Consider the following 21,399-nt stretch of genomic DNA (forward strand, 5'->3'; position numbering starts at 1 on the left):
AGCACTTCGAGGTCATAGATATATGAATATTCTTCATATTAAAAGCTGGAAAGTATGCATCGTCCAGCGCCTGACCCGACGACGGGCCACGGAACGGCGATCGCATGTGGAGAGTGCCCGGAAGCGAGACATGCTGCCTCAGGCAAACCAACATCTGCTGCGAGATGTCGGGCTAGACAACCTTGCGGAAGAGCGATCCGAAAACGGACATCGCTAACCTCTGAGCGTCTTTACCCTGGTCAGGTCCGGAAAGAGGCGCATCCAGAGAAGTACCACGACGATGGTTCCGACGCCGCCGACGATGCCGGTGAGGACAGGCCCAAGTGCAGTGGCCAGCATGCCGGACTCGAATTCACCGAGCTGATTGGAGGTGCCGATGAAAAGCGAATTCACGGCATTGACGCGGCCGCGCATGGCATCCGGCGTCAAGAGCTGCACAAGTGAGCTGCGCACGACGACGCTGACCGTATCCGAAGCACCGACGACGAAGAGCGCGGCGACCGAAAGGATGATGTTGCTCGATAGCGAAAAGACGATGGTGGCGATCCCGAAAATGAGGACCGCAAACAGCATCTTCTTGCCGACGTCGCTCTGCAGCGGCCGGCGTGCCAGCCAGATGGACATGGCGAGCGCGCCGATGGCCGGCGCGGCGCGCAACAGGCCAAGTCCCCAGGGTCCGGCATGCAGGATATCGCGCGCAAACATCGGCAGCAGCGCCGTCGCGCCCCCAAGCAGCACCGCAAAGAGATCGAGCGAGATCGTCCCCAGCATGACCGGCCGGCTCTTGATGAAGGAGACGCCGGCAAAGACGGAGCTCAGCGTCACCGGCTCGCGCGACGACGGCTGCTCGCGTTCGACCCGGATCGAGATAACGTTGATGCTGGCGATGACATACAACGCAGCCGAAACGGCAAACGGCGCAACGGGGCTGACGCCATAAAGCAGACCGCCGAGCGACGGCCCGATGATAAAGGCGGTCTGCATCATCGAGGTGGAGGTCGCGATGGCAACCTGCAGCAGCGACGACGGCACGATGTTGGGTAAAAGCGCCGCCATGGTCGGACGTTCGAAGGCCGTCGCCGCACCCATGATGGCAACGGCGGCTAGAATACCGGCAGGTCCTATCCAATGAAACCAGACAGCTATGGCAAGGACCAGTGCGGTCAGCGCTTCGATCAGCTGACAGGCAAGGCCGATGCGGCGCCGATCGAACCGATCGGCGACATGCCCGACGACGAAGGTCAGGATGACCATCGGCAGAAACTGGCAGAAGCCGACAAGACCGAGGAAAAAAGCGCTGTGGGTCTGATCGTAGATCATCCAGCCCATGGCAACCGTGACAGACTGAAAGCCTATCGAGGAAAAGACACGCGACGCAGCGAATGAACGATAGCCGGGGTGACCGAGCACGCCTGGCCGGTCTTGAGTCTGCAGGGTATCCATGAGCCTTCTTAGTCTGCCGCCACGGACGCTTGCAGACATGCTTCTCGATAGTCGGAAATTCTACAGTCCCTGCTCTGCCTCAACGCGCCTTCTGTCAATCTCGTTTTTGCTGCAGCTGCAAATTCATCGCGGCCGATAGATCAAATCGCGGTGATGACAGGCTGAGAAGACCCTGCGTGGCCTCGATCGACCAGATGGCCGTCAACTCCGACGCAATCGCATCGATCAGCCTCGGAACATCGCTGCCTGCCGATTCGTGCAGCGCTTCCGCGACGATCAGCACCGAACATGTATTATCGCGCACGGCGGACAAACCACTCTGGCGATTGGTCCAGCGCCGGGCATGCGCCTGTCCTGCTCCATCGGCAAAGATCACTTCTCTGATCTCCGGATGCTCCATCTCGCCGGAAAAGGTCAAATAGGTTTCGCTGCCGCTCGCATGCCGCACTTCGAGATCGCCGGAGATTTGCAAAAGATCGAAAACGGCAACGGGAATCGCAAAAGCGATCGAAATGGCATTGCAAAGATCGACGAGCGGGTGCAGCCGCGGCAACGACCCTTCCTGGCGAAATCGGCGCAGCAGCGCTTCGGATGCGCACCGATATTGTGTCGGCTTCAAGCCGATTTTGGAGAAAGCACGACGCCAGGCCTGGATCTCAGCCATTTCCCCCTCGGGACCTTGCTTTAGCCGGTCTGCGGCAATCGCATGATACTTAGCAATCCGATCTTCGACATCGACAGTCGAGGTGATCCCTTCGGCAAACAGCACGCCGGGAACCAGCTCGGGAAACTCGCTCCACATCCCCTTCGAATGGCGGAAAAACATGGCACCTCCTGATAGGCATCTGCTTGGCGCAGCAGAAAACCTCGCCGCTGTCCTCCGGTCTTGAATAAAATTGCAGAAGCTTCAGCCGATCGCCGCCGCATAGGCGCCGGGCGAGACGCCGAAATTGCGGACGAAGAGGCGCGTCATATGGCTCTGATCGGAAAAGCCGCTGGTAAAGGCCGCTTCCGCGAGGGACGTGCCCGCCGCGATCAGCCGCCGCGCTTCATGAATGCGGCGCTGCATGAGGTAGGCGTGTGGCGTCAGTCCCGTCGCCCTGGTGAAGGCACGCAGGAAACGGAAATGGCTCAATCCACATAGCTCCGCAAGTTCGGCAAGGGTCAAGGGAGCGGCGGGATCGTCATCAATCAGCTCGCGCGCCCTGTTGATATCAGCGAGAACCGCATCCCCACGCAAGCCGCCCGCTCCTTCGCGCATCGCCGCGGCAAGAAGCGACAGCAGCAGTCCCTCCCGCAGGAGAAGATTCTCAGCCGTGTCCTCTGTCAAAAGCGAAAACAGGGTTCTGAAATGCCCGGCCATCTCGCCGTCGCGGATGACAGGCGATGGAAATTCCCTCGCCCCGAACCTGCCCTCGCCCACATCGTGCAACAGATCGCCGATCAGCCGGGGATCGAAATAGAGCATGGACCATGCGCGGCTTTCGCCGATGGGCATGCCGTCATGCACCTCATTTGGATTGACGCTGATGACGTCTCCGGCCTCTGCCTGCACCGTCCCTCGCCCGCTCAGCGATCTCTGCGCGCCGGCTTCGATCACTCCGATGCCGAACTGGTCATGCGTGTGCTTGGGGAAGCTGTGGCCGGTTTCGGCCCGGACTGCCTCGATGCCGGCAAGGCGAGAACGGTATATCCTGAATTGACCGGACTTCATCGCTGGTGCCTCTCATCCCGCCTATTCGCTCCATCAGCTATGGCGTCCCATACGAGCGATAATGTTGCCTACCCGCAATCGGGACACAAGAACTAAACGCCGCCTGCAGCCTTGTCCTCCTCCGCCGTCACCAATGCGGCCTGCGCATTGCCGGCAACCGCCGTCGGCAGCGGCGTACCGCGCTTGCGCTCCCGCGCCAATGTCAGCAGGCCGGAAAAGATGATGAGGACGATGCCGACGGCCATCGGCACATCGATGCTGTCGTTGAACAGCAGATAGCCAAAGGCGATCGCCCAGAGCATCTGACTATATTGCGGCGGCGCGACCAGATTGGCAGGCGCCATCTGCGCAGCCGTCAAGAGCAAGACGCTGCCGCACGCGCCAAGCAGGCCGTAGCTTGCAAGGAATATCCACTGCGTCGGCGTGGGCACGGTGACTTCGGACAGCATGAGAACGCCGCTGACGATAAGCGTTCCGAAAAGACCTGCGCCATAGAGCGAGATGCGCTTCTCCTTCGAGCCAAGCGCGCGGTTGACGACGATGGAGATCGCCGCCGCAAGACCGCCGATCGCCGCGCAGAGATGACCGATCGAAAGCTCGCGAAAACCCGGCCGCAGGACGATCAGCACACCGACGAACCCGAGAATGACCGCCGTCCAGCGCTGCCAACGCACATCCTCTTTAAGAAAAATCACCGAGAGAATGGTGACAAAGGACGGCAGCAAGAACAGCAACGCAAAGGCTTCCGCCATTGGCAGTTTGGTGAAGGCGACGACGGAGCAGATGGCGCCAGTCGCACCGCAGACGAAGCGCAGCAGCCACAAGGGACGGTTCGACGTCCTCACCATATCCAGCCAGCCATCCTCCCGCTTTTTCAGGAAAGGTATGGCGGCAAAACCGAAGAGCGCACCGATGAAAGCGACCTGATAGGAGGGGATCACCCCATGCAGGATCTTGATCGACGCATCGCTGAAGGCGAAGACGGCATAGGACGCGAATGCCACAAGGACACCACGCAGGGCGGAGCGGCCGGCTGCCGCAGAACTGGAATCGGCTGTAATCGAGGACATTGGAATCTTAAGAAAAAGCGGTGGAAGAACACTGAATCAGTCAGATGCAAGCAATTGTATGATGAAATGGACCGAATTTCGATCGGGTTGGGAATAAACTATTGTTTCAGCCAGACGCTTGAGGCGACCCAGCCAAATCAATTTCCAAGAAAGCCCAGCTTGTCGAGTTGGCTAGGAGAAACGCGCCCCCTGACGGTGTAGGAAAAAGCGGTAACCTTCAATGCATCACTATCGACTTCGCAGGTGAATGCTACTCTCTGCCAGCCATTGGGAGTCTGCACGGCGACGCCGTCTCCAAACAGAGCAGTATCGGAAACCATCGCCTGCGATAGCGCGGAATTTACATAGCCAACAGCCTGCAAATCGTGGCGGTATTGAAGTTTTTCCTCCGAATTGCAGAGATAGGCCACGCGTTGGCGCCGTGGCAGCTTCTTCCAAGCATCATATTCGCTTTTGGACAGACGCGCTATCTCGGCACTTGAATAAAGCTTCTTGGCCTGAATAGCTCGCTTCGGCGCAACCGATTTGGGAGCTTGCGGCTCGGTAACCAATGCAGTGCCGCCTTCAGCCGGGTTACTTTGGCCTCCCGAAGCAGACTGGCTTTGAGCACTCTGCTGTGAAGGAGATGGCTTCACAGCCGGAACAACAATCTGCGGCGGGTCTTTCGCTTCGTCCGTGGCCTGCCCGGCCGGAGACTGCGGCTGCGGATCGGATGATGGTGCTTGTGCCTGCGGATTATTCTGATCTACCGCTGGCACCTGCGGTTGTTGCACTTGCGAGTCCGAAGGCTCGTTGGTCGCCAGGATATCGGGTGCGGTAGACGAAGCCGGGGCGTTCGAATCGCTCGCCGGCGGCTGCGCCGCGTTTGCTTGCTGATCCTTGGCGTCAACTTGCTGCTGGGCTTCCGGCGCCTGCTGCGCCGCCTGTGCCTGAGCCTCGACTTCCGCAGCCGCCTGAGCCTCCGCTTGTTGTTCAGCCGCAGCATCGTTCGGAGGCGTCGGGGGTGTATCGTCCTTCGACTGTTCCGACGCGTCTGCCTGCTGCGTGGTCGTCGGATCCTGTTGATCGCCCTTCATGTCCGGAAGCGGCGTTTCGGTCGCAGAAGGCTGCTGTTCCGCTTTTTCAACAGGCTTCTCAGCGCCGGGATCATCAGGTTTGGGTTCGGACTTCGCCTGCTCTACCGGCTTATCAGATTTGGCCTCATCTGGTTTGGCGGGAGGCTTCTCTGCCTGCTTCTTGCCGTTGGGATCGGATTGCTTCGGTGGCTGTTCGTCTGCTTTTTTTCCCTCCGGTTGCTGCGGCTCCTGTTGAGCGTCCGCCGTCTGTTCTGCCGGCTTCTCGTCAGGTCTTGGCGTCGGTTTGGGAGGCTGGTCGGGCTTCTCATTCGCCTTCGTCGCCAGTTCCTGTTTTTCCTCCTGCTGCGGCACCAGCTCGACATTGACGCTCTGCTCGGGCTTGGCCTCTGGCGGCGCGGGAAATAGCGGCAGCAAAAAAAGCGCGACAAACAGGACGTGCAGAAGGATCGACAGGACAAAGCCCGGCCTTATCTCCCTATCCCGTTTTTCCGCACCCTTTTCCATCGTTCAGCCGAGGACTCGCGCAGAGAAAGCAATCAAGAGGAAATTGCGCATCGATTCATTCGATCCTTGCTGGCAAACAGATCAGAAGACTTTTCGGTCGCTGACATATGGTAGCCGACCACACGCCGGGAAAGAGGTATCGGCCGAAATTGAACTTGTCAGGCATCCGCGCGATCCGCAATGGTGCAAAAACAAACCTGCGTGATCGCGCAGCGCGGGATAGCCGCATCTCCCGCTAGAAGAACTCATCCAATAGCCGATAGTAGGCCATCTTTTCGGCCTGCGGTTCAAAATCGCCATAGGCTTTCAAAAACTCGCCAACCAATTCCTGTCCGAAATTGTGCTCGACGCTACCGCAGGCCAGCGCGATATCCTGATGGCGATCAGCCACGCCGAGGCGGCCGCAATCGATATAACCGCTGAATCTATCGCCATCGACTACGAAATTCGGAAGGCAGGCATCGCCATGGGTGACGACAAGATCCTCCGTCGACGGTCTCGTGGCCTGAAGTTCGCAAAAAAGATCCGCCGCCGACCTTCCGAGCCGCGCCTCATCAAAGTCGTCCTCATCGACGCGGCCGGCAAGCAAGTGTGCTCTTGCCTTGCCGATCCTGTTCTCCAGCCGATGATCGAAGGGGCAGGCTGCGATATCGACTGAGTGCAATCGCCGCAAGGCACCCGCAAAAAGCCGCACCCGTTCAAGCGGCTGTAACCACTCGGCGCTGACGAAATCGCTGCCGGGAAGAGCGCTCATCAAAAGCCATTCGCGTTCGCCGTCCTTCTCATGGGCAATGATATCAGGGCACGCAAGGCCCTGCGAGGCGAGCCATCGCAGCCTAGCAACCTCGCCGGCCAATTCACCCAAGGGGTCGGCCAGCTCGGTCTTGAGATAAACAGGCACGCATCCATCGGCTTCAAGCCGGAAGACATGAGCTGAAGAACGCCCGAGCACATCCTGCCGCCATTCATATCCAGCCAACCCATCGCGTAGCCGCATTGGGATGGCTGTTTCAATGAATTGCGGCTTGCTCGCCATGATCACCCTCTTTGAGTCCGACATCGCCAATGAAAAGCCCGGCTCGCTTTCGCGAACCGGGCCTGGCTTCGTAAACTACCGATGTCGGCTTGCGCCAGACCTCAACTGTCGAGGAAGCTCCTGAGCTTGCGGCTGCGGCTCGGGTGCTTCAGCTTGCGCAGAGCCTTGGCTTCGATCTGGCGGATACGTTCGCGCGTAACCGAGAACTGCTGGCCCACTTCTTCGAGCGTGTGGTCGGTGTTCATGCCGATGCCGAAGCGCATGCGCAGCACGCGCTCTTCGCGTGGGGTCAGCGATGCCAGAACGCGGGTCGTCGTTTCGCGCAGATTCGCCTGGATCGCGGCGTCGATCGGCAGAAGCGCGTTCTTGTCCTCGATGAAATCGCCGAGATGCGAATCTTCTTCGTCACCCACCGGGGTTTCAAGCGAGATCGGCTCCTTGGCGATCTTCAGAACCTTGCGCACCTTTTCGAGCGGCATGGCAAGCTTTTCGGCCAGTTCTTCAGGCGTCGGCTCGCGACCGATTTCGTGCAGCATCTGGCGCGATGTGCGAACGATCTTGTTGATCGTTTCGATCATGTGCACCGGAATGCGGATGGTGCGCGCCTGGTCGGCGATCGAACGGGTGATCGCCTGACGAATCCACCAGGTGGCGTAAGTCGAGAACTTGTAACCGCGGCGATATTCGAACTTGTCGACCGCCTTCATCAGGCCGATATTGCCTTCCTGAATGAGGTCGAGGAACTGTAGACCGCGGTTCGTGTACTTTTTGGCGATGGAGATGACGAGGCGCAGGTTGGCTTCGACCATTTCCTTCTTGGCGATGCGGGCTTCACGCTCGCCCTTCTGCACCATGTGAACGATGCGGCGGAATTCCGAGATCGAGATACCGGTTTCGGTCGCAAGGTTCTGGATTTCCTGGCGAATGTCGCGGATCGTCGTGTTTTCGCTCTTGGCGAATTCCTTCCAGCCGCGCGCGGCCAGATTGCCGATCGACTTCATCCAGTTCGGATCGAGCTCGGCACCCTGATACTGTTCCAGGAACGAGTCGCGCTTGACGCCATAGGATTCAGCCAGACGCAGCAGGCGGCCTTCGTTTTGAACGAGACGCTTGTTGATGTCGTAGAGCTGCTCGACGAGGGCGTCGATGCGGTTCTGGTTCAGCGACAGAGACTTGACCGACTTGACCAGCTCATCCTTGAGTTCCTTGTAGCGGCGTTCCTGGGCGGAGGACAGTGTGCCGGAGGCCGACAGGCGCTGCTCGACCTGCTGGTCCTGCAGCTTGCGCAGCTTCTTGTAGGTTTCAGCGATGATGTCGAGCGTCGTCATGACCTGCGGACGAAGCTCGGCTTCCATCGCGGCGAGAGAGAGGTTGGACTCGTCTTCGTCCTCTTCCTCCTCCTCGATCGGTAAGCCTTCGCCGCCGACATTGGTGATGTCGTCGTCGCCAGAGGGCGCGCGACCGCGACGTGCCTTTTCCTTCTCTTCGGCCGCCTTGCGGTCAGCCTCGATCTTCTCCGGGCTCTGGAACTGCGGCGCAGCCTTGGCCTCGGGACCGGAATAGGTGGTTTCGAGATCGATGATCTCGCGCAGCAGCGTGGTGCCTTCGTTGAGTTCGTCGCGCCAGATAATCAGCGCCTGGAACGTCAACGGGCTCTCACAGAGGCCGCCGATCATGGTTTCGCGGCCGGCCTCGATGCGTTTGGCAATCGCGATTTCGCCTTCGCGCGACAGAAGCTCGACGGAACCCATTTCGCGCAGATACATGCGCACCGGATCGTCCGTGCGGTCGGTCGGCTCTTTCTTCTTGGTTGTGGCGAGCGCAGAACCCGTGGACGGGGCCAATTCGCCGCCTTCACTCTCGTCGTCGCCACCGGCATCGTCGTCGTCGCTGGCCGCAGCGCCAGCCTCTTCGACGTCTTCGTCCTCGATGACGTTGATGCCCATGTCCGAAAGCATGGCCATCGTGTCTTCGATCTGTTCGGACGTCACTTCTTCGGACGGCAGAACGGCGTTGAGCTCGTCCATCGTCACATAGCCGCGCTTCTTCGCGGCCTTGATCATCTTCTTGACCGCGTCGTCGGAAAGATCGAGAAGCGGGCCGTCGGAGGTGCCGTCGCGCTCGACTTCAGCTTCTTCGTTCTCTTTGACCTTTGTTGCCATCTCTATATCGTCGCTTTCCCTGACGCTGCAAACTTACACGCGGTGAAACAATCACACTGACTGGCGCGCCTGCACCAGCCGCGACTCACCGACGAACACCTAACGGAATGACCTTTAATGCCCGATTAACCACGATCACCGCCACCGGAGTGCAAAGCTGGATTGCGTTTGGATTTCCGGCCATGATATCAGGTGATCCGCTTGATCCAGTTTTACCGTTCTTTCCGAAGTCAAACGGTGATTCCCAGAATTTTAGTTCTCGTCAAGCTTTTCCAGCAAAAAAGCCCGTTAAATGCGCGAAAAAGCCTTATCCACAGGCTCCGCACGCAGCGATTTAATGTTTCCCGTATTTAGGAAGTCCCCACGCGATGACAAGAGCATCCTGAGCAAAGCCTCACATTTCCAGCATCGGCAGGTATTACTGAGGCCGGAAGTGTGTCCGAATGGCATCAATTCCAGTCCATGACGACCTTACCGGAATTGCCCGAGCGCATTGCTTCGAAGCCAGCGCGGAAATCATCGATGCCGATACGATGGGTGATGAGGGGCGATACATCGAGACCGCCTTGCACGAAGGCGATCATCTTGTACCAAGTCTCGAACATCTCGCGGCCGTAAATGCCCTTGAGGTTCAGCATCTTGAAGATGACCTTGTTCCAGTCGATCTCGAAGCCTGCCGGCGCAATGCCGAGAATGGCTATTTTGCCGCCATTGTTCATCTTGTCGATCATGTCGCGGAAGGCGGGAGCCGCGCCCGACATTTCCAGACCGACGTCAAACCCCTCGGTCATGCCGATGGACTTCATCACATCAGCGAGGTTTTCCTTGGAAGCGTCGACGACGTGATCAATGCCGACCTTGCGGGCAAGCGCCAGTCGGATGGGATTGATATCGGTGATGACGACCTTGCGCGCACCCGAGCGCTTGGCGACCATGGCCCCCATGATGCCGATCGGCCCCGCGCCGGTCACCAGTACATCTTCGCCGACCAGATCGAAGGAAAGCGCCGTATGCACGGCATTGCCGAAGGGATCGAAAATCGCGGCAATTTCATCCGGGATATCGTCGGGGATCGGCACGACATTGGATTCGGGAATACAGACGAACTCACCGAAGGAGCCGGGACGGTTGACGCCGACGCCGAGCGTGTTGCGGCAGAGATGGCCCCTGCCCGCCCGGCAGTTTCGACATTTGCCGCAAACGATATGACCTTCACCCGAGACGCGCTCGCCGACATGATATTTCGTCACGGCGGAACCGATCTCGGCGATCTCACCGCAGAATTCGTGGCCGACAACCATCGGAACGGGAATGGTCTTTTGCGCCCATTGATCCCAGTTCCAAATATGGACATCCGTGCCGCAGATCGCCGACTTCTTGACCCGGATCAGGACATCGTTTGGCCCGACTTCGGGAACCGGCACATGCTCCATCCACAGCCCGATTTCCGGCTTGGATTTGACCAACGCTTTCATCATGTTCGACATGATCGGTTCTCTCCAACCAATTCAAATGATTCCGAGTTCTTTTCCGGCTTCGGCAAAGGCTGCGATCGCCTTTTCGACATCTGGCTTCGAGTGGGCAGCCGACATCTGCGTGCGGATGCGCGCCTGGCCCTTCGGCACCACGGGGAAGGAAAAGCCGATGACGTAGACGCCCTTCTGCAGCATGAGCGCCGCCATGTCCTGCGCGAGCTTCGCGTCGCCGAGCATGACGGGGATGATCGGGTGATCGGCACCGGCAAGCGTAAAGCCGAGCTTGGTCATCTCACGGCGGAAGAGTTCGGCATTGTCTTGAAGGCGCGCGCGCAGGTCAGCGCCGTTTTCGATCAGATCGAAGACCTTTAGCGAGGTAGCCGCGATAACGGGCGCCAAGGTGTTCGAGAACAGATAAGGTCGCGAGCGCTGCCGAAGCCACTCGACGATCTCGCCCCTGGCCGACGTATAGCCCCCGGACGCCCCGCCAAGCGCCTTGCCGAGCGTGCCCGTGATGATGTCCACCCGGCCTTCGACACCGCAATATTCCGCCGAGCCCCGGCCATGCTCGCCGACGAAGCCGACCGCGTGGCTATCATCGACCATGACCATCGCGCCATATTTTTCCGCCAGATCGCAGACGCCGCCGAGATTAGCAATGATGCCGTCCATGGAGAAGACGCCGTCGGTGGCGATCAACTTGAAGCGGCTGCCCTCGGCCTTCTTCAGCTCTTCTTCCAGGGCCGCCATATCGTTGTTGGCGTAGCGGAAGCGCTTGGCCTTTGAGAGCCGGACTCCATCGATGATCGAGGCATGATTAAGGGCATCCGAGATGATGGCATCTTCTTCCGAAAGCAGCGTCTCGAACAACCCGCCATTGGCATCGAAGCAAGAGGAATAGAGGATCGTCGCCTCCATGCCGAGAAAGGCTGAGATCCGCGCCTCGAGCTGCTTATGCTCTTCTTGCGTGCCGCAGATGAAACGTACCGAGGCCATTCCGTAGCCATAGCGGTCGAGCGCCCTCTTCGCGGCGTCGGCAAGTTCTTCGTTATCGGCGAGGCCGAGATAGTTGTTGGCGCAGAAATTGAGGACGCGCGCACCACCAAGCACGGCGATTTCGCCAGCCTGTTTGGAGGTGATTACGCGCTCGGCCTTATAAAGGCCGGCTTCTTTCAGGCCGAGAAGCTCGTTGCGCAAATGAGATATGAACGCTGAAGTCATGGTCGCATTCCGATGCTGGTCAAAGGGCCTATTCATCAAGGAATAACATAGGATCCGGCCTGTTGCTGCATCCGACAGCGGCAAAAATACGCAACGCCGTGACGTCTGCGCGATAGGAGACAGTTTCGACAGAATCTGTCGAAGCAGAGGGAAATCACGCAACTTTCCAGCCAGCCTCATTGCTGGTTATCGCAAAAATTACTTGACTCAGTCCAGCATTTCGCAGCAGATTGGCGTTACTCTGAAAATGAGGGAGAGCAATGAGCATATTCCATAGATTCTCCCTCGCAGGACGGGTCGCCCTCATCACCGGAGGCGGACGCGGGCTCGGATTCGAAATGGCAAAGGCTCTTGCCGATGCCGGCGCTCACGTCATCGTCAATGGACGGACCGCAGCGACATTGAATACGGCAGTCGAGATCATCCAGGCGAGAGGTGGCTCCGCAGAAGCCGCCGCCTTCGACATTTCCGATCGCGACGCTCAGCACGCAGCAATAAACGACATCGAAAACAACCACGGCCGGCTCGACATATTGATCAACAACGTCGGTGCGCGCGACAGGCGCCCGCTGGCCGACTTCGACGACGGGGCGATTCTCGCCTTGCTCAACACGGATCTCGCCGCCTCGATCATGCTCTCCCGCGATGCCGCGCGCTTGATGAAACGAAACAATCATGGGCGGCTGATCTCGGTCACTTCGATCAGCGGGCAGGTCGTCATGCCGGGTGACTGTGTCTATCCCGCCGCCAAGCAGGGGCTCACGGGTCTTATGCGCAGCATGGCTGTGGAATTTGGCCCTTACGGCATCACAAGCAACGCCATCGCACCAGGCTGGTTCGCAACGGAAACCAATGCCGCCATGGTCGCGAACGAAGACCTGATCCCCATCGTGCGCCAACGCATCCCCGTTCAGCGCTGGGGACGTCCGGACGAGATTGCGGGTGCTGCGCTGTTCCTCGCCAGCGACGCTGCATCCTTCGTCAACGGCCTTGTCCTGACCGTCGATGGAGGCATGACGGTGCGCATGTAGCTGCCAAACCGCCTGACCAGCACGCTCTGCCGCAGAGATCAACGACCGATGAAATCCGAGATGACAGCAAGGAACGCATCGCCGTAGCGTTCGAGTTTTGACTGACCGACACCGGAAATCCCCAGAAGCGCCTTATGATTTTTCGGTCGCTCCGTCGCAAAGGCGATAAGGGTCGTGTCGGGGAAGACGACATAGGGCGGCACGCCCAGTTCCTTGGCGATCCGCGTGCGCTCGGCCCGCAGCGCATCGAAGAGAAGCTGGTCTTCGCCGGTAAGACCGTGAGCCTGCTTCTCCGGTCGTCCCGCCTTCTTGCCGCGACGGCCCGTTTCGGCCCGATCCTTGCGGAAGAAGATCTGCCGTTCTCGCTTGAAGACAGCCCTTGCCTGCTCCTCGAGCTTCATGGCACCGAAAGCCGTGTGGTCGATGCTGATGAACCCGTTCGCCAGCAATTGCCGGAAGATCGATTGCCAGGTGCGGGCGGGAATATCCTTTCCCGCGCCGAAAACCGGCATGTCGACATGGCCGAAGCGCTCGGTCTTCTCGTTGACGGTGCCCATCAGCACATCGATGACATGGCCGGTGCCGAACCGCTCGCCGGTGCGATAGACGGCGGCGAGCGCCTTGATCGCCGCTTCCGTCCCATCCCAAGTCTCGACAGGCTTGAGGCAGGTATCGCAATTGCCGCAGCCGCCGCCGTGCGCCTCGCCGAAATGCGCGAGGATCGACTGCCGCCGGCATCCGGCCGTTTCACAAATGGCGAGCAGCGCATTGAGCTTTGCCCGCTCGACACGCTTGATCTCCTCGGATGCCCCGCCTTCATCGATCATCCGCCGACGCTGGATGACGTCGGCCATGCCATAGGCCATCCAGACATTCGAGGGCAGCCCATCGCGCCCGGCGCGGCCCGTCTCCTGGTAATAGGCCTCCACCGATCCCGGCAGATCGAGATGGGCGACATAGCGCACATTCGGCTTGTCGATACCCATGCCGAAGGCAACCGTCGCCACGAGGCACAGGTCTTCCTCTTTCAAGAAGGCGTCCTGATTGGCATCGCGAAGCGCTCGATCCATGCCGGCATGATAGGGAAGTGCGCGAATGCCCTGCCCATTGAGCCATTCTGCCGTATCCTCGACCTTGGCGCGGGAGAGGCAATAGACGATACCGCTATCGCCACGATGACCCTCTAGAAAACGCAGCAATTGCTGTCGCGGCTGGTCGCGTTCGACAATCTCGTAAGTGATATTCGGACGATCGAAGCTGGTGGTGAAAACCTTGGCATTGTCGAGAGCCAGCCGCTCGATAATGTCGTCGCGGGTATGGGGATCGGCCGTTGCCGTCAGGGCGATGCGCGGGACGCCGGGAAAGAGTTCTGCAAGCCTGCCGAGATCGCGATATTCCGGCCTGAAATCATGGCCCCATTGCGAGACGCAATGCGCCTCGTCGATGGCGAAAAGCGCAATCTTCGCTCTGCCGAGCATCTGGCAGAAGCCTTCCGTCACGATGCGTTCCGGCGTCACATAAAGCAGATCGAGCTTGCCGGCGGAAATGGCGCGATAGACATCGCTGGCCTCCTCGCGCGACAGCGACGAATTCAAGGCGGCCGCCCGAATGCCGAGCTGCTTCATCGCCTCCACCTGATCCCGCATCAGCGCAATCAGCGGCGAGACGACGATGCCGATACCATCGCGGCAGAGCGCGGGAATCTGGAAGCACAGCGACTTGCCGGCACCGGTCGGAAACAGCACGACCGCATCGCCGCCGGAAACGACATGCTCGACCACTTGCTGCTGCTTGCCGCGAAAGGCGGAATAGCCATAAACGCGCTTCAGGACATCGAGCGGCGCCGGCGCACCGGTGTGCTCGGCGAACAATGCGTCGTCCGCGGAAAATCGCGGCTCTTGTCTTTCAGGCTGAGGCATCTATTCCCTATTTTCCAGCGGCACCTTTGACGCGACCGGAGAGCACGCCGAAGCCATCGATGATCGCTTCCTGGTTTTCCAGACGCAGTGCCTCGAGCTGCACTTCCTGCAAGGCGCGAATCAATGGCTCGATCGCTTCACCGTCGCCTTCTTCCGTCGCCTCGGCAATAGCACCCTCCAGCTCGATCTTATGCCAGCGCAATGCTTTCGAACGCTTGTGGAGCGCGAGCGCCTGGCGATACCCCTCGCGCGCATCCTCCATGGCGGCCTCCTCGGTCGCCGTCCACAGACGGGCATTGCGAATCTGCTGCTCCAGACCCTTCAGCAAGGCGCCGAAATCCTGTTCTTCCAATTGCTCGATCAGTCGCTCGCGGACGAGCTGAGGCCCGACCAGAGTTGCGGCCGCTCCGAGAACCGCGGACCAGAGCCGCTGGAGTTCACGGCTGTCATAATCGATCGCGGCAATCTCGTCATATTCGTCCTGCAGCAGTGCCGGATGGTTGACGATGGTCAAAGCGAGCACGCTTTCGCGAAGGCTCGGAATATCCTGATGTCCCTTGATCATGGCCGAGCGCTGCAGGCGGTCGGATGCCGTCGTTGTCATTGCGGCCCCAACCCGTGCCTGCCCGCCGCGACCTGCGAAGTTGCGGCCATTGCCGTCACGGGAAAAACCGCGCCCCCGCTGGCTGCCCCGCTGGAACTGCGGCTGGAACAGCCCGTTCAGCCGTTCGCGCATATTCTGCTGATAATGGCGGCGCACATCTTCATCGCCAATGACCGAAACAATGCGCCGCAACCGCGCTTCCAGCTCCGCCCGCGCCTCAGGCGTTTCGAAGGTGCCACTGCCGGCCTCTCTCGCCCATATCAGGTCGGCCAGCGGCTTTGCCTGCGCCAGAACCTTGTCGAACGGCGCGCGCCCATCCTGCCGCACGAGATCGTCAGGGTCCTTGCCATCGGGCAATAGCGCAAAGCGCACGGTGCGGTTCGGTTTGATGTGCGGCAGCGCCAGATCCGCAGCACGATTGGCGGCACGGATGCCGGCGCCATCGCCATCGAAGCAGAGCACCGGCTCCGGCGTCATCTTCCACAGGAGATCGAGCTGGTTCTCCGTCAGTGCCGTGCCGAGCGGCGCAACCGCATTCTCGACGCCGGCCTGATGCAGCGCGATGACATCCATATAACCTTCGACTGCTATAATCGTGCCAGCGCCGTCGGCACCTTGAGCAGCGCGGCGGGCGCGAGTGAAATTGTAGAGCACGTTGCCCTTGTGAAAGAGCTCTGTCTCGTTGGAATTCAGATATTTCGCCGGCGCATCCGGCGACATGGCGCGGCCGCCAAAGGCGATCACCTTTTCTCTGGAAGAGAGAATCGGAAACATGATGCGGTCGCGAAACCGGTCATAGGAAACCGGCACGTTCTCGTGCACGACAAGGCCACAGGCCTCCATCTGTTCCTTCAGCACACCCTTGCCGGCAAGATGCTCTTTCAGCGCGTTGCGGCTATCGGGCGAATACCCGAGGCGGAACGTTTCGATAGTGCGACCGCTGAGGCCGCGATCACGCAGATAAGCCCTCGCCCGTGCACCATTGGCGGTCTGCAGCTGATCTTGGAAAAACTGAGTCGCCATTTCCATGACATCGAGCAGCGACGTGCGTTCCTTCTCGCGCTTCGCCTCCATCGGATCGGCAACGGGCATGGGAACGCCGGCCATGTCGGCGATCTGCTGCACCGCTTCCGGAAAGCTCAAGCCTTCCAATTCGGTGAGAAAGCGGAAATGATCACCCGTCACGCCGCAGCCGAAACAATGATAACGCCCCTTGCGATCCTCGCAGTGGAAGCTCGGCGACTTCTCGCCGTGGAAGGGGCAGCAGGCCCAGTAATCGCCGCGCGGCACATTTGTCTTGCGCCTGTCCCAGGTCACACGACGACCGATCACGTCCGAAATCAAAACGCGGTCGCGAATCTCGTCGAGAAACGTATTGGAAAATCGCATGGCTACCTCTGGCTCATCCCATATAAACAGGAATGCCGGGCATTGCCACGACGACCCGACCGCCTCCCACGCTATTCACAGCCCTTTGTCGGCGATTGCATTTTCGCGCTTCGATCACAACTCCGTGAACACGGCGACACATTTATCCGCATTCGCGTCGAATTCTACGGCTGCGTTTGACAGGCCTGAAACGCTCAAAAATCGCCTCGCCGTGACCGGAACTGGTAGGGTTATATCTATAGGAGTAACTATTTCGTCCGCAAAAATCCGCCAAAAAGCAAAGGCTTGCACAGCCTATTGTCGACAAACGCGAACAGGAGCACTGCAATAGACAATCAATGGCTGAAAAGCAATGACGCCCGCGGGACATTCTCTGACGGCGCATTTGCGGCAAGGTTTGTAAGCCAAACATTATTTTTTTGTAATTTGATTGTTCGTGTGCGCCGCAATAGCGTTCTTCTCACAGGGCGAGACAAGCCGGCGAAGAAACTTCTTTGCGACGCGACATGCCGAGACGCCCTGACGAACCGGAAGCCACCAGGTACGGGCTTTCAGTTTAGGAGAGGGAAATGCGCATTCTGATCGTACCCTTGGCAGCAGCAGCCATCTTCGCCACAGCGACCTACAGCTCGGCCACGATGGACAACGGCGCCAGCGAAAAGAATGTGCTCTATGCCGGTGCGGGATATCAGCTGCCGGCGAATATGAAAGTTCCTGCCCTTACGGCAGGCATAAAAATTCAAATGTCCGGATTGCCGCCGCAGGCATTGGCTTTGCCCCAGCAGATCAGGATTTTCAGATAAGTTCACCAGATACTCAGGTGGGGCACCATCCCTACCCCCGGCGCCGCCCCACCTGAGTGCCTTTGCAAAAGACGTTTGATTTTTTGGGCCCCACCCTGCGTCATCAAATGTCAGCAAAGCGCAAGAAGGCAGGAGCTCCCCCAGCTCCTGCCTTCTCAAATTTTAGCCCATCTCCATTCGCCACAGCACGCGTATTGAACATAAGCCGCGGACCATCTTTGGTTCCTTGCGGCGAGTATCTTGACGCAACGATATCGATCGATATCTTTTATCATCTACATATATGCGATCTATTAATTATCTCGTCAGACAATTTGTAACTTAGTTCAGTTGATCGGAAACGATTGCATGTCTTTGTCTACAAAGGAACTTACACAAAACCCGAAATTTTTCGCGGAAATCCTCGACTATACTCGAGAGGTTTTATCCACTTACGATCAGAATCAGCGCGTATGCTCCGTCTTTGCTTCACAGCAGCGCTGGCTGATGGCGCTCGCCGGCTTCGCCCTCTATTGCGGCGGCATCGATGGAGAGCCGCCCGGCATTCATGCCAATCGCTTCGCCAACTATATCGTCGAACATGAAATCGCCAGCCACAACACCGCGCTCAGCTTCATTCAGGAGATGCTGGCTCTCGGTTTTCTGCGCTATCTGCCGGTCACGAGCGACAGGCGTGTGCGGCCGATGCAGCCCACGGAAGAGGCCGCAAAGCAGCTTGCGCAATGGCTGAGCATCCATCTTTCCGTGCTGGATCGATTGGATGGCGGCAAGCGCAACGCCCTGTTCAGCAAAAAACCGGAGCTCATTGGTCTGCTACAGCCCCCGATCTCGGTCGGCATCATAGAAAATGACGACCTGCGCAATCCGGGAGAAACGTTCGATCTGTTCACCTGGGCAAATTCAGGCGGCATCATCATGGATTATCTGATCTCCCGCATCGTCATGATCAACACGACGACTCAGAAAGCGGTCATCGGGCCGGTGGCCTTTACGGATATCTGCAACCGGTTTCTCATCTCCAGGACCAATGCAAAGCGGCTCATAAACAAGGCCATAAAAATGCAAAGTGTCGGATGGATGGGATCGCCGGGACGGAGCCAGCTTTGGCTCTCCACCGCTTTCATCGAGGAATATCGGAACTATCAGGCGGGGAAGCTCGCCATCATAGACGCCGCTTGGCAAACTGTCCTCGGCACGCGGCCGGTCCGCATGCCGAGGGTGAAACAGAGTTTTACTTCAGCAGTTCCTTAAGGATGGCCGAGGCTTTTGCGAAATCCATCTGGCCGGCATAGCGCTCGCGCAGGGCGGCCACACACTTGCCCATATCCTTCAGGCTCTGCGCGCCGAGTTCGGCGACGACGGCAACGCAGATCTCGCGCACCTTTTCTTCGGAAAGCTGCTCGGGCATGAAGCCCTGGATGACGGCGATCTCTTCGCGCTCCTTGTCGGCGAGCTCCGGGCGACCGCCGTCGATGTAGATCTTCACCGATTCCTCGCGCTGCTTGATCATCTTGGCGAGCAGTTGCAGGATCTCATCCTCGCTCGCCTGTTCCTTGCCGAGACCGCGATTGGCGATGTCCTTGTCCTTGATCGCAGCAAGGATGAGACGGACGGTCGAAAGCCTCGCCGTATCCTTTGCCTTCATGGCGTCCTTCTGGGCATTGGAAAGGGTTTCGCGGATCATGTCTCTAAACTCCTTGAAGCAGGCCGGCGACCATCGCCCCGGCCACTTATGTCATGTTGCTGTCTCTTAAACCAACACTGCCGATCAACGCAATTGCGCCCGTGAGCCCTAATTCCCTATCAGGAAAGCGAAAGCGCGCATTGACCGGCTCGCCTTGTTTAGCTATGTCCATCACCTGCACATTAGATCGATAGGAAGATCTCAAGCCGCGACTTAGGTCGACGGCCGCACCTTGCTACAAACATGGCGGAACCGCCGGTCTCTTCAAGGCCGCGCCCGACGCCGGAAACGGGATGACTATGACCGCCACAGCCCCATGGACCACTGAAAACCCGACCGCCCTCCTCGTTCTCGCGGATGGCACCGTGATCGAAGGCAAGGGTATCGGCGCGACCGGCAAGGTCCAGGCCGAAGTCTGCTTCAACACGGCACTGACGGGTTATGAAGAGATCCTCACCGACCCCTCCTATCTCGGCCAGATCGTCACCTTCACCTTCCCTCATATCGGCAATGTCGGCGCGAACGAAGAAGACATCGAAGACCTGACGCCAGCCGCCCGTCACGGCGCTGTCGGCGTCATCTTCAAGGCTGATATCACCGATCCTTCGAACTACCGCGCCGCCAAGCACCTCGACCAGTGGCTGAAAGCCCGCGGCATCATCGGTCTCTGCGGCATCGACACGCGCGCGCTGACCGCCTGGATCCGCGAGAACGGCATGCCGAACGGCGTGATCGCTCACGATCCGAGCGGCGTCTTCGACATCGAGCAGCTGAAGGCGGACGCCAAGGCGTGGAGCGGTCTCGAAGGTCTCGATCTCGCCAAGGTCGCCTCCTCGGGTCAGTCCTCGCAATGGTCGCAGACGCCCTGGGTCTGGAACGAAGGCTATGGTGAACTCGGCGCCGATGACGCCAAGTACCACGTCGTCTGCCTCGATTACGGCGTCAAGCGCAACATTCTGCGCCTGTTTGCCGGGCTCGATTGCAAGGTCACAGTCCTGCCGGCGACGGCTTCGACGGATGACGTGCTCGGTCTCAAGCCGGACGGCATCTTCCTGTCCAACGGTCCCGGCGACCCGGCTGCGACGGGCGAATATGCCGTACCGGTCATCAAGGACCTGCTGAAGACCGAAATCCCGCTCTTCGGCATCTGCCTCGGCCATCAGATGCTTGGTCTGGCGCTCGGCGCCAGGACTGCGAAAATGCATCAGGGCCATCATGGCGCCAACCATCCGGTGAAGGACCACACGACGGGCAAGGTCGAAATCGTTTCGATGAACCACGGCTTCGCAGTCGACTCCAACTCGCTGCCGGAAGGCGTTGAGGAGACTCATATTTCGCTCTTCGACGGCAGCAATTGCGGTCTTCGTGTTTCCGGCAAGCCAGTCTTCTCCGTGCAGCATCATCCGGAAGCTTCTCCCGGCCCGCAGGACAGCCACTATCTCTTCCGCCGCTTCATCAATCTGGTGCGCGAAAAGAAGGGCGAAGAAGCCCTGGCCGAACGCGCCTGATAAAGCCGACCATCCAATCGCATGAGAAAGCCTCGGATTGGTGCCAATCCGAGGCTTTCTTTTTGTGCGTCAACTTGGGAGGTCTTTCGTCACATATGTTCGTGCTTGCCCGAGCTCAGGCTTGCAGGCGGCGCTGCTTGACCACTTCGAGCTCGCTCATCAGGATTTCTTCAAGGAACTCGAAATCCGACTGCCCGAATTCAACGAGGCCGAATCTCAGCTTGTAGCCCCAATTCTTGTCCTGAGTGAAATCAAGCCAGCCAAGGAGCGGACGAAGCGGCTGTTCGGGCGCATCAAGCCAATCCACATCCTTGCGATAGGCTTTTCCGCAGCCCATTTCAGCCAGATAGGGCTCGCCTTCACGGACAAAGCCGATGGCCGTGAAACTCTGAAAGCCATCCTTTTCTCCCATTTTAATTGAGGGAGAGTAGTAAACGATACCGTCGCCCGGCTTGATCCGCATCAAAGGGGCTCGCTTGCCGTGATTCACCTGCATGAAGCCTTGCTTGCGCCCAATGCGTACGTGCTCGGCACTGGCCACCGCCAGCCAATAGGATTTCTGCTCCGGCTCCGGTCGCCGGGACGAAGTGTTAGCGTGCGGCAGGAGGCGTACAGCCGCCCCCCGATTGATCTGGTCCTCCCGCGGGAAAAGCGCGGCATCATTACGATTGCTTGCCTTGAATAACATGGTCGTCTCCCGTCTTTGGTATGTCACCAATATAGACGACCATGCTGTCAAGTTTTGTCAGTAGTGTCGCAA

Annotated in this window: 17 protein-coding genes; 4 read left to right on the top strand and 13 right to left on the bottom strand. The window is 58.9% G+C overall.

From position 1 onward, the window contains the following. Positions 1 to 213: 213 nt before the first annotated feature. The 9 genes from I8E17_RS10300 to I8E17_RS10340 all read right to left on the bottom strand — a co-directional run bounded on the left by I8E17_RS10300 (position 214) and on the right by I8E17_RS10340 (position 11,701). A complete protein-coding gene (locus tag I8E17_RS10300; protein WP_069612606.1) occupies positions 214 to 1,443 on the bottom strand; it encodes an MFS transporter in 1,230 nt (409 codons plus the stop codon). Between the two features lie 94 nt (positions 1,444 to 1,537). Then, entirely contained in the window at positions 1,538 to 2,269 is a 732-nt protein-coding gene (locus I8E17_RS10305) for a phenylalanine--tRNA ligase beta subunit-related protein (protein ID WP_069612607.1), read from the bottom strand. Positions 2,270 to 2,350: 81 nt separating this feature from the next. Further along, the gene (locus I8E17_RS10310; RefSeq protein ID WP_069612608.1) at positions 2,351 to 3,157 is read right to left on the bottom strand and encodes an AraC family transcriptional regulator; all 807 of its coding nucleotides are present in this window, start codon (positions 3,155 to 3,157) and stop codon (positions 2,351 to 2,353) included. 92 nt (positions 3,158 to 3,249) lie between these two features. Then, positions 3,250 to 4,227, bottom strand: coding sequence for a DMT family transporter (locus tag I8E17_RS10315; protein ID WP_069612609.1), 978 nt, complete (start codon positions 4,225 to 4,227; stop codon positions 3,250 to 3,252). Between the two features lie 137 nt (positions 4,228 to 4,364). Continuing rightward, positions 4,365 to 5,807, bottom strand: coding sequence for a DUF930 domain-containing protein (locus I8E17_RS10320; RefSeq protein WP_069612610.1), 1,443 nt, complete (start codon positions 5,805 to 5,807; stop codon positions 4,365 to 4,367). 235 nt (positions 5,808 to 6,042) lie between these two features. Next, positions 6,043 to 6,843: an APH(3')-II family aminoglycoside O-phosphotransferase gene (locus I8E17_RS10325; RefSeq protein ID WP_069612848.1), complete on the bottom strand. Its 801-nt coding sequence runs from the start codon at positions 6,841 to 6,843 to the stop codon at positions 6,043 to 6,045. A 101-nt stretch (positions 6,844 to 6,944) separates the two neighbouring features. Further along, positions 6,945 to 9,005, bottom strand: a complete 2,061-nt coding sequence (gene rpoD, locus I8E17_RS10330; RefSeq protein WP_069612611.1) for an RNA polymerase sigma factor RpoD — start codon at positions 9,003 to 9,005, stop codon at positions 6,945 to 6,947. 449 nt (positions 9,006 to 9,454) lie between these two features. Further along, positions 9,455 to 10,492, bottom strand: a complete 1,038-nt coding sequence (gene tdh / locus I8E17_RS10335) for an L-threonine 3-dehydrogenase (protein ID WP_069612612.1) — start codon at positions 10,490 to 10,492, stop codon at positions 9,455 to 9,457. Positions 10,493 to 10,513: 21 nt separating this feature from the next. Further along, positions 10,514 to 11,701 (bottom strand): glycine C-acetyltransferase, encoded by a 1,188-nt coding sequence (locus I8E17_RS10340; RefSeq protein WP_069612613.1) that lies wholly within the window; start codon positions 11,699 to 11,701, stop codon positions 10,514 to 10,516. Between the two features lie 260 nt (positions 11,702 to 11,961). Between I8E17_RS10340 and I8E17_RS10345 the strand changes: the two genes are divergently transcribed. Next, a complete protein-coding gene (locus I8E17_RS10345; RefSeq protein WP_069612614.1) occupies positions 11,962 to 12,732 on the top strand; it encodes an SDR family oxidoreductase in 771 nt (256 codons plus the stop codon). 38 nt (positions 12,733 to 12,770) lie between these two features. Here the strand turns inward: I8E17_RS10345 and recQ are convergent, their stop codons facing one another. Both recQ and dnaG read right to left on the bottom strand, forming a co-directional pair. Then, entirely contained in the window at positions 12,771 to 14,651 is a 1,881-nt protein-coding gene (gene recQ / locus I8E17_RS10350; RefSeq protein ID WP_069612615.1) for a DNA helicase RecQ, read from the bottom strand. A 7-nt stretch (positions 14,652 to 14,658) separates the two neighbouring features. Next, positions 14,659 to 16,644, bottom strand: a complete 1,986-nt coding sequence (gene dnaG / locus I8E17_RS10355) for a DNA primase (RefSeq protein ID WP_069612616.1) — start codon at positions 16,642 to 16,644, stop codon at positions 14,659 to 14,661. A gap of 569 nt (positions 16,645 to 17,213) precedes the next feature. Between dnaG and I8E17_RS10360 the strand changes: the two genes are divergently transcribed. Further along, positions 17,214 to 17,447 (top strand): hypothetical protein, encoded by a 234-nt coding sequence (locus I8E17_RS10360; protein WP_069612617.1) that lies wholly within the window; start codon positions 17,214 to 17,216, stop codon positions 17,445 to 17,447. A 348-nt stretch (positions 17,448 to 17,795) separates the two neighbouring features. Then, the gene (locus I8E17_RS10365) at positions 17,796 to 18,698 is read left to right on the top strand and encodes a hypothetical protein (RefSeq protein ID WP_219510692.1); all 903 of its coding nucleotides are present in this window, start codon (positions 17,796 to 17,798) and stop codon (positions 18,696 to 18,698) included. Here I8E17_RS10365 and I8E17_RS10370 read toward each other — a convergent pair. Further along, positions 18,679 to 19,131 (bottom strand): GatB/YqeY domain-containing protein, encoded by a 453-nt coding sequence (locus I8E17_RS10370; RefSeq protein ID WP_069612619.1) that lies wholly within the window; start codon positions 19,129 to 19,131, stop codon positions 18,679 to 18,681. The two genes, I8E17_RS10365 and I8E17_RS10370, sit on opposite strands and share 20 nt — an antisense overlap. A gap of 299 nt (positions 19,132 to 19,430) precedes the next feature. Here I8E17_RS10370 and carA point away from each other — a divergent pair, with 299 nt between their 5' ends. Then, positions 19,431 to 20,639 (top strand): glutamine-hydrolyzing carbamoyl-phosphate synthase small subunit, encoded by a 1,209-nt coding sequence (gene carA, locus I8E17_RS10375; RefSeq protein WP_069612620.1) that lies wholly within the window; start codon positions 19,431 to 19,433, stop codon positions 20,637 to 20,639. Between the two features lie 115 nt (positions 20,640 to 20,754). Here carA and I8E17_RS10380 read toward each other — a convergent pair whose 3' ends face one another. Further along, positions 20,755 to 21,327 carry an EVE domain-containing protein gene (locus I8E17_RS10380; RefSeq protein WP_069612621.1) on the bottom strand — a complete coding sequence of 191 codons (573 nt, stop codon included), beginning with the start codon at positions 21,325 to 21,327 and terminating at the stop codon, positions 20,755 to 20,757. Positions 21,328 to 21,399: the final 72 nt, after the last annotated feature.

The organism is Rhizobium sp. AB2/73, from assembly GCF_020871915.1.
Classification (GTDB): domain Bacteria; phylum Pseudomonadota; class Alphaproteobacteria; order Rhizobiales; family Rhizobiaceae; genus Rhizobium; species Rhizobium dioscoreae.

Excerpts from the sequence above, each read along its gene's own strand:
- carA (WP_069612620.1), top strand. The coding sequence starts at position 19,431 with ATGACCGCCACAGCCCCATGGACCACTGAAAACCCGACCGCCCTCCTC.
- I8E17_RS10345 (WP_069612614.1), top strand. The coding sequence starts at position 11,962 with ATGAGCATATTCCATAGATTCTCCCTCGCAGGACGGGTCGCCCTCATC.
- I8E17_RS10315 (WP_069612609.1), bottom strand. The coding sequence starts at position 4,227 with ATGTCCTCGATTACAGCCGATTCCAGTTCTGCGGCAGCCGGCCGCTCC.
- I8E17_RS10320 (WP_069612610.1), bottom strand. The coding sequence starts at position 5,807 with ATGGAAAAGGGTGCGGAAAAACGGGATAGGGAGATAAGGCCGGGCTTT.
- I8E17_RS10325 (WP_069612848.1), bottom strand. The coding sequence starts at position 6,843 with ATGGCGAGCAAGCCGCAATTCATTGAAACAGCCATCCCAATGCGGCTA.
- I8E17_RS10370 (WP_069612619.1), bottom strand. The coding sequence starts at position 19,131 with ATGATCCGCGAAACCCTTTCCAATGCCCAGAAGGACGCCATGAAGGCA.
- I8E17_RS10305 (WP_069612607.1), bottom strand. The coding sequence starts at position 2,269 with ATGTTTTTCCGCCATTCGAAGGGGATGTGGAGCGAGTTTCCCGAGCTG.
- I8E17_RS10310 (WP_069612608.1), bottom strand. The coding sequence starts at position 3,157 with ATGAAGTCCGGTCAATTCAGGATATACCGTTCTCGCCTTGCCGGCATC.
- recQ (WP_069612615.1), bottom strand. The coding sequence starts at position 14,651 with ATGCCTCAGCCTGAAAGACAAGAGCCGCGATTTTCCGCGGACGACGCA.
- I8E17_RS10360 (WP_069612617.1), top strand. The coding sequence starts at position 17,214 with ATGCGCATTCTGATCGTACCCTTGGCAGCAGCAGCCATCTTCGCCACA.
- dnaG (WP_069612616.1), bottom strand. The coding sequence starts at position 16,644 with ATGCGATTTTCCAATACGTTTCTCGACGAGATTCGCGACCGCGTTTTG.
- rpoD (WP_069612611.1), bottom strand. The coding sequence starts at position 9,005 with ATGGCAACAAAGGTCAAAGAGAACGAAGAAGCTGAAGTCGAGCGCGAC.
- I8E17_RS10340 (WP_069612613.1), bottom strand. The coding sequence starts at position 11,701 with ATGACTTCAGCGTTCATATCTCATTTGCGCAACGAGCTTCTCGGCCTG.
- I8E17_RS10300 (WP_069612606.1), bottom strand. The coding sequence starts at position 1,443 with ATGGATACCCTGCAGACTCAAGACCGGCCAGGCGTGCTCGGTCACCCC.
- I8E17_RS10365 (WP_219510692.1), top strand. The coding sequence starts at position 17,796 with ATGTCTTTGTCTACAAAGGAACTTACACAAAACCCGAAATTTTTCGCG.
- I8E17_RS10380 (WP_069612621.1), bottom strand. The coding sequence starts at position 21,327 with ATGTTATTCAAGGCAAGCAATCGTAATGATGCCGCGCTTTTCCCGCGG.
- tdh (WP_069612612.1), bottom strand. The coding sequence starts at position 10,492 with ATGTCGAACATGATGAAAGCGTTGGTCAAATCCAAGCCGGAAATCGGG.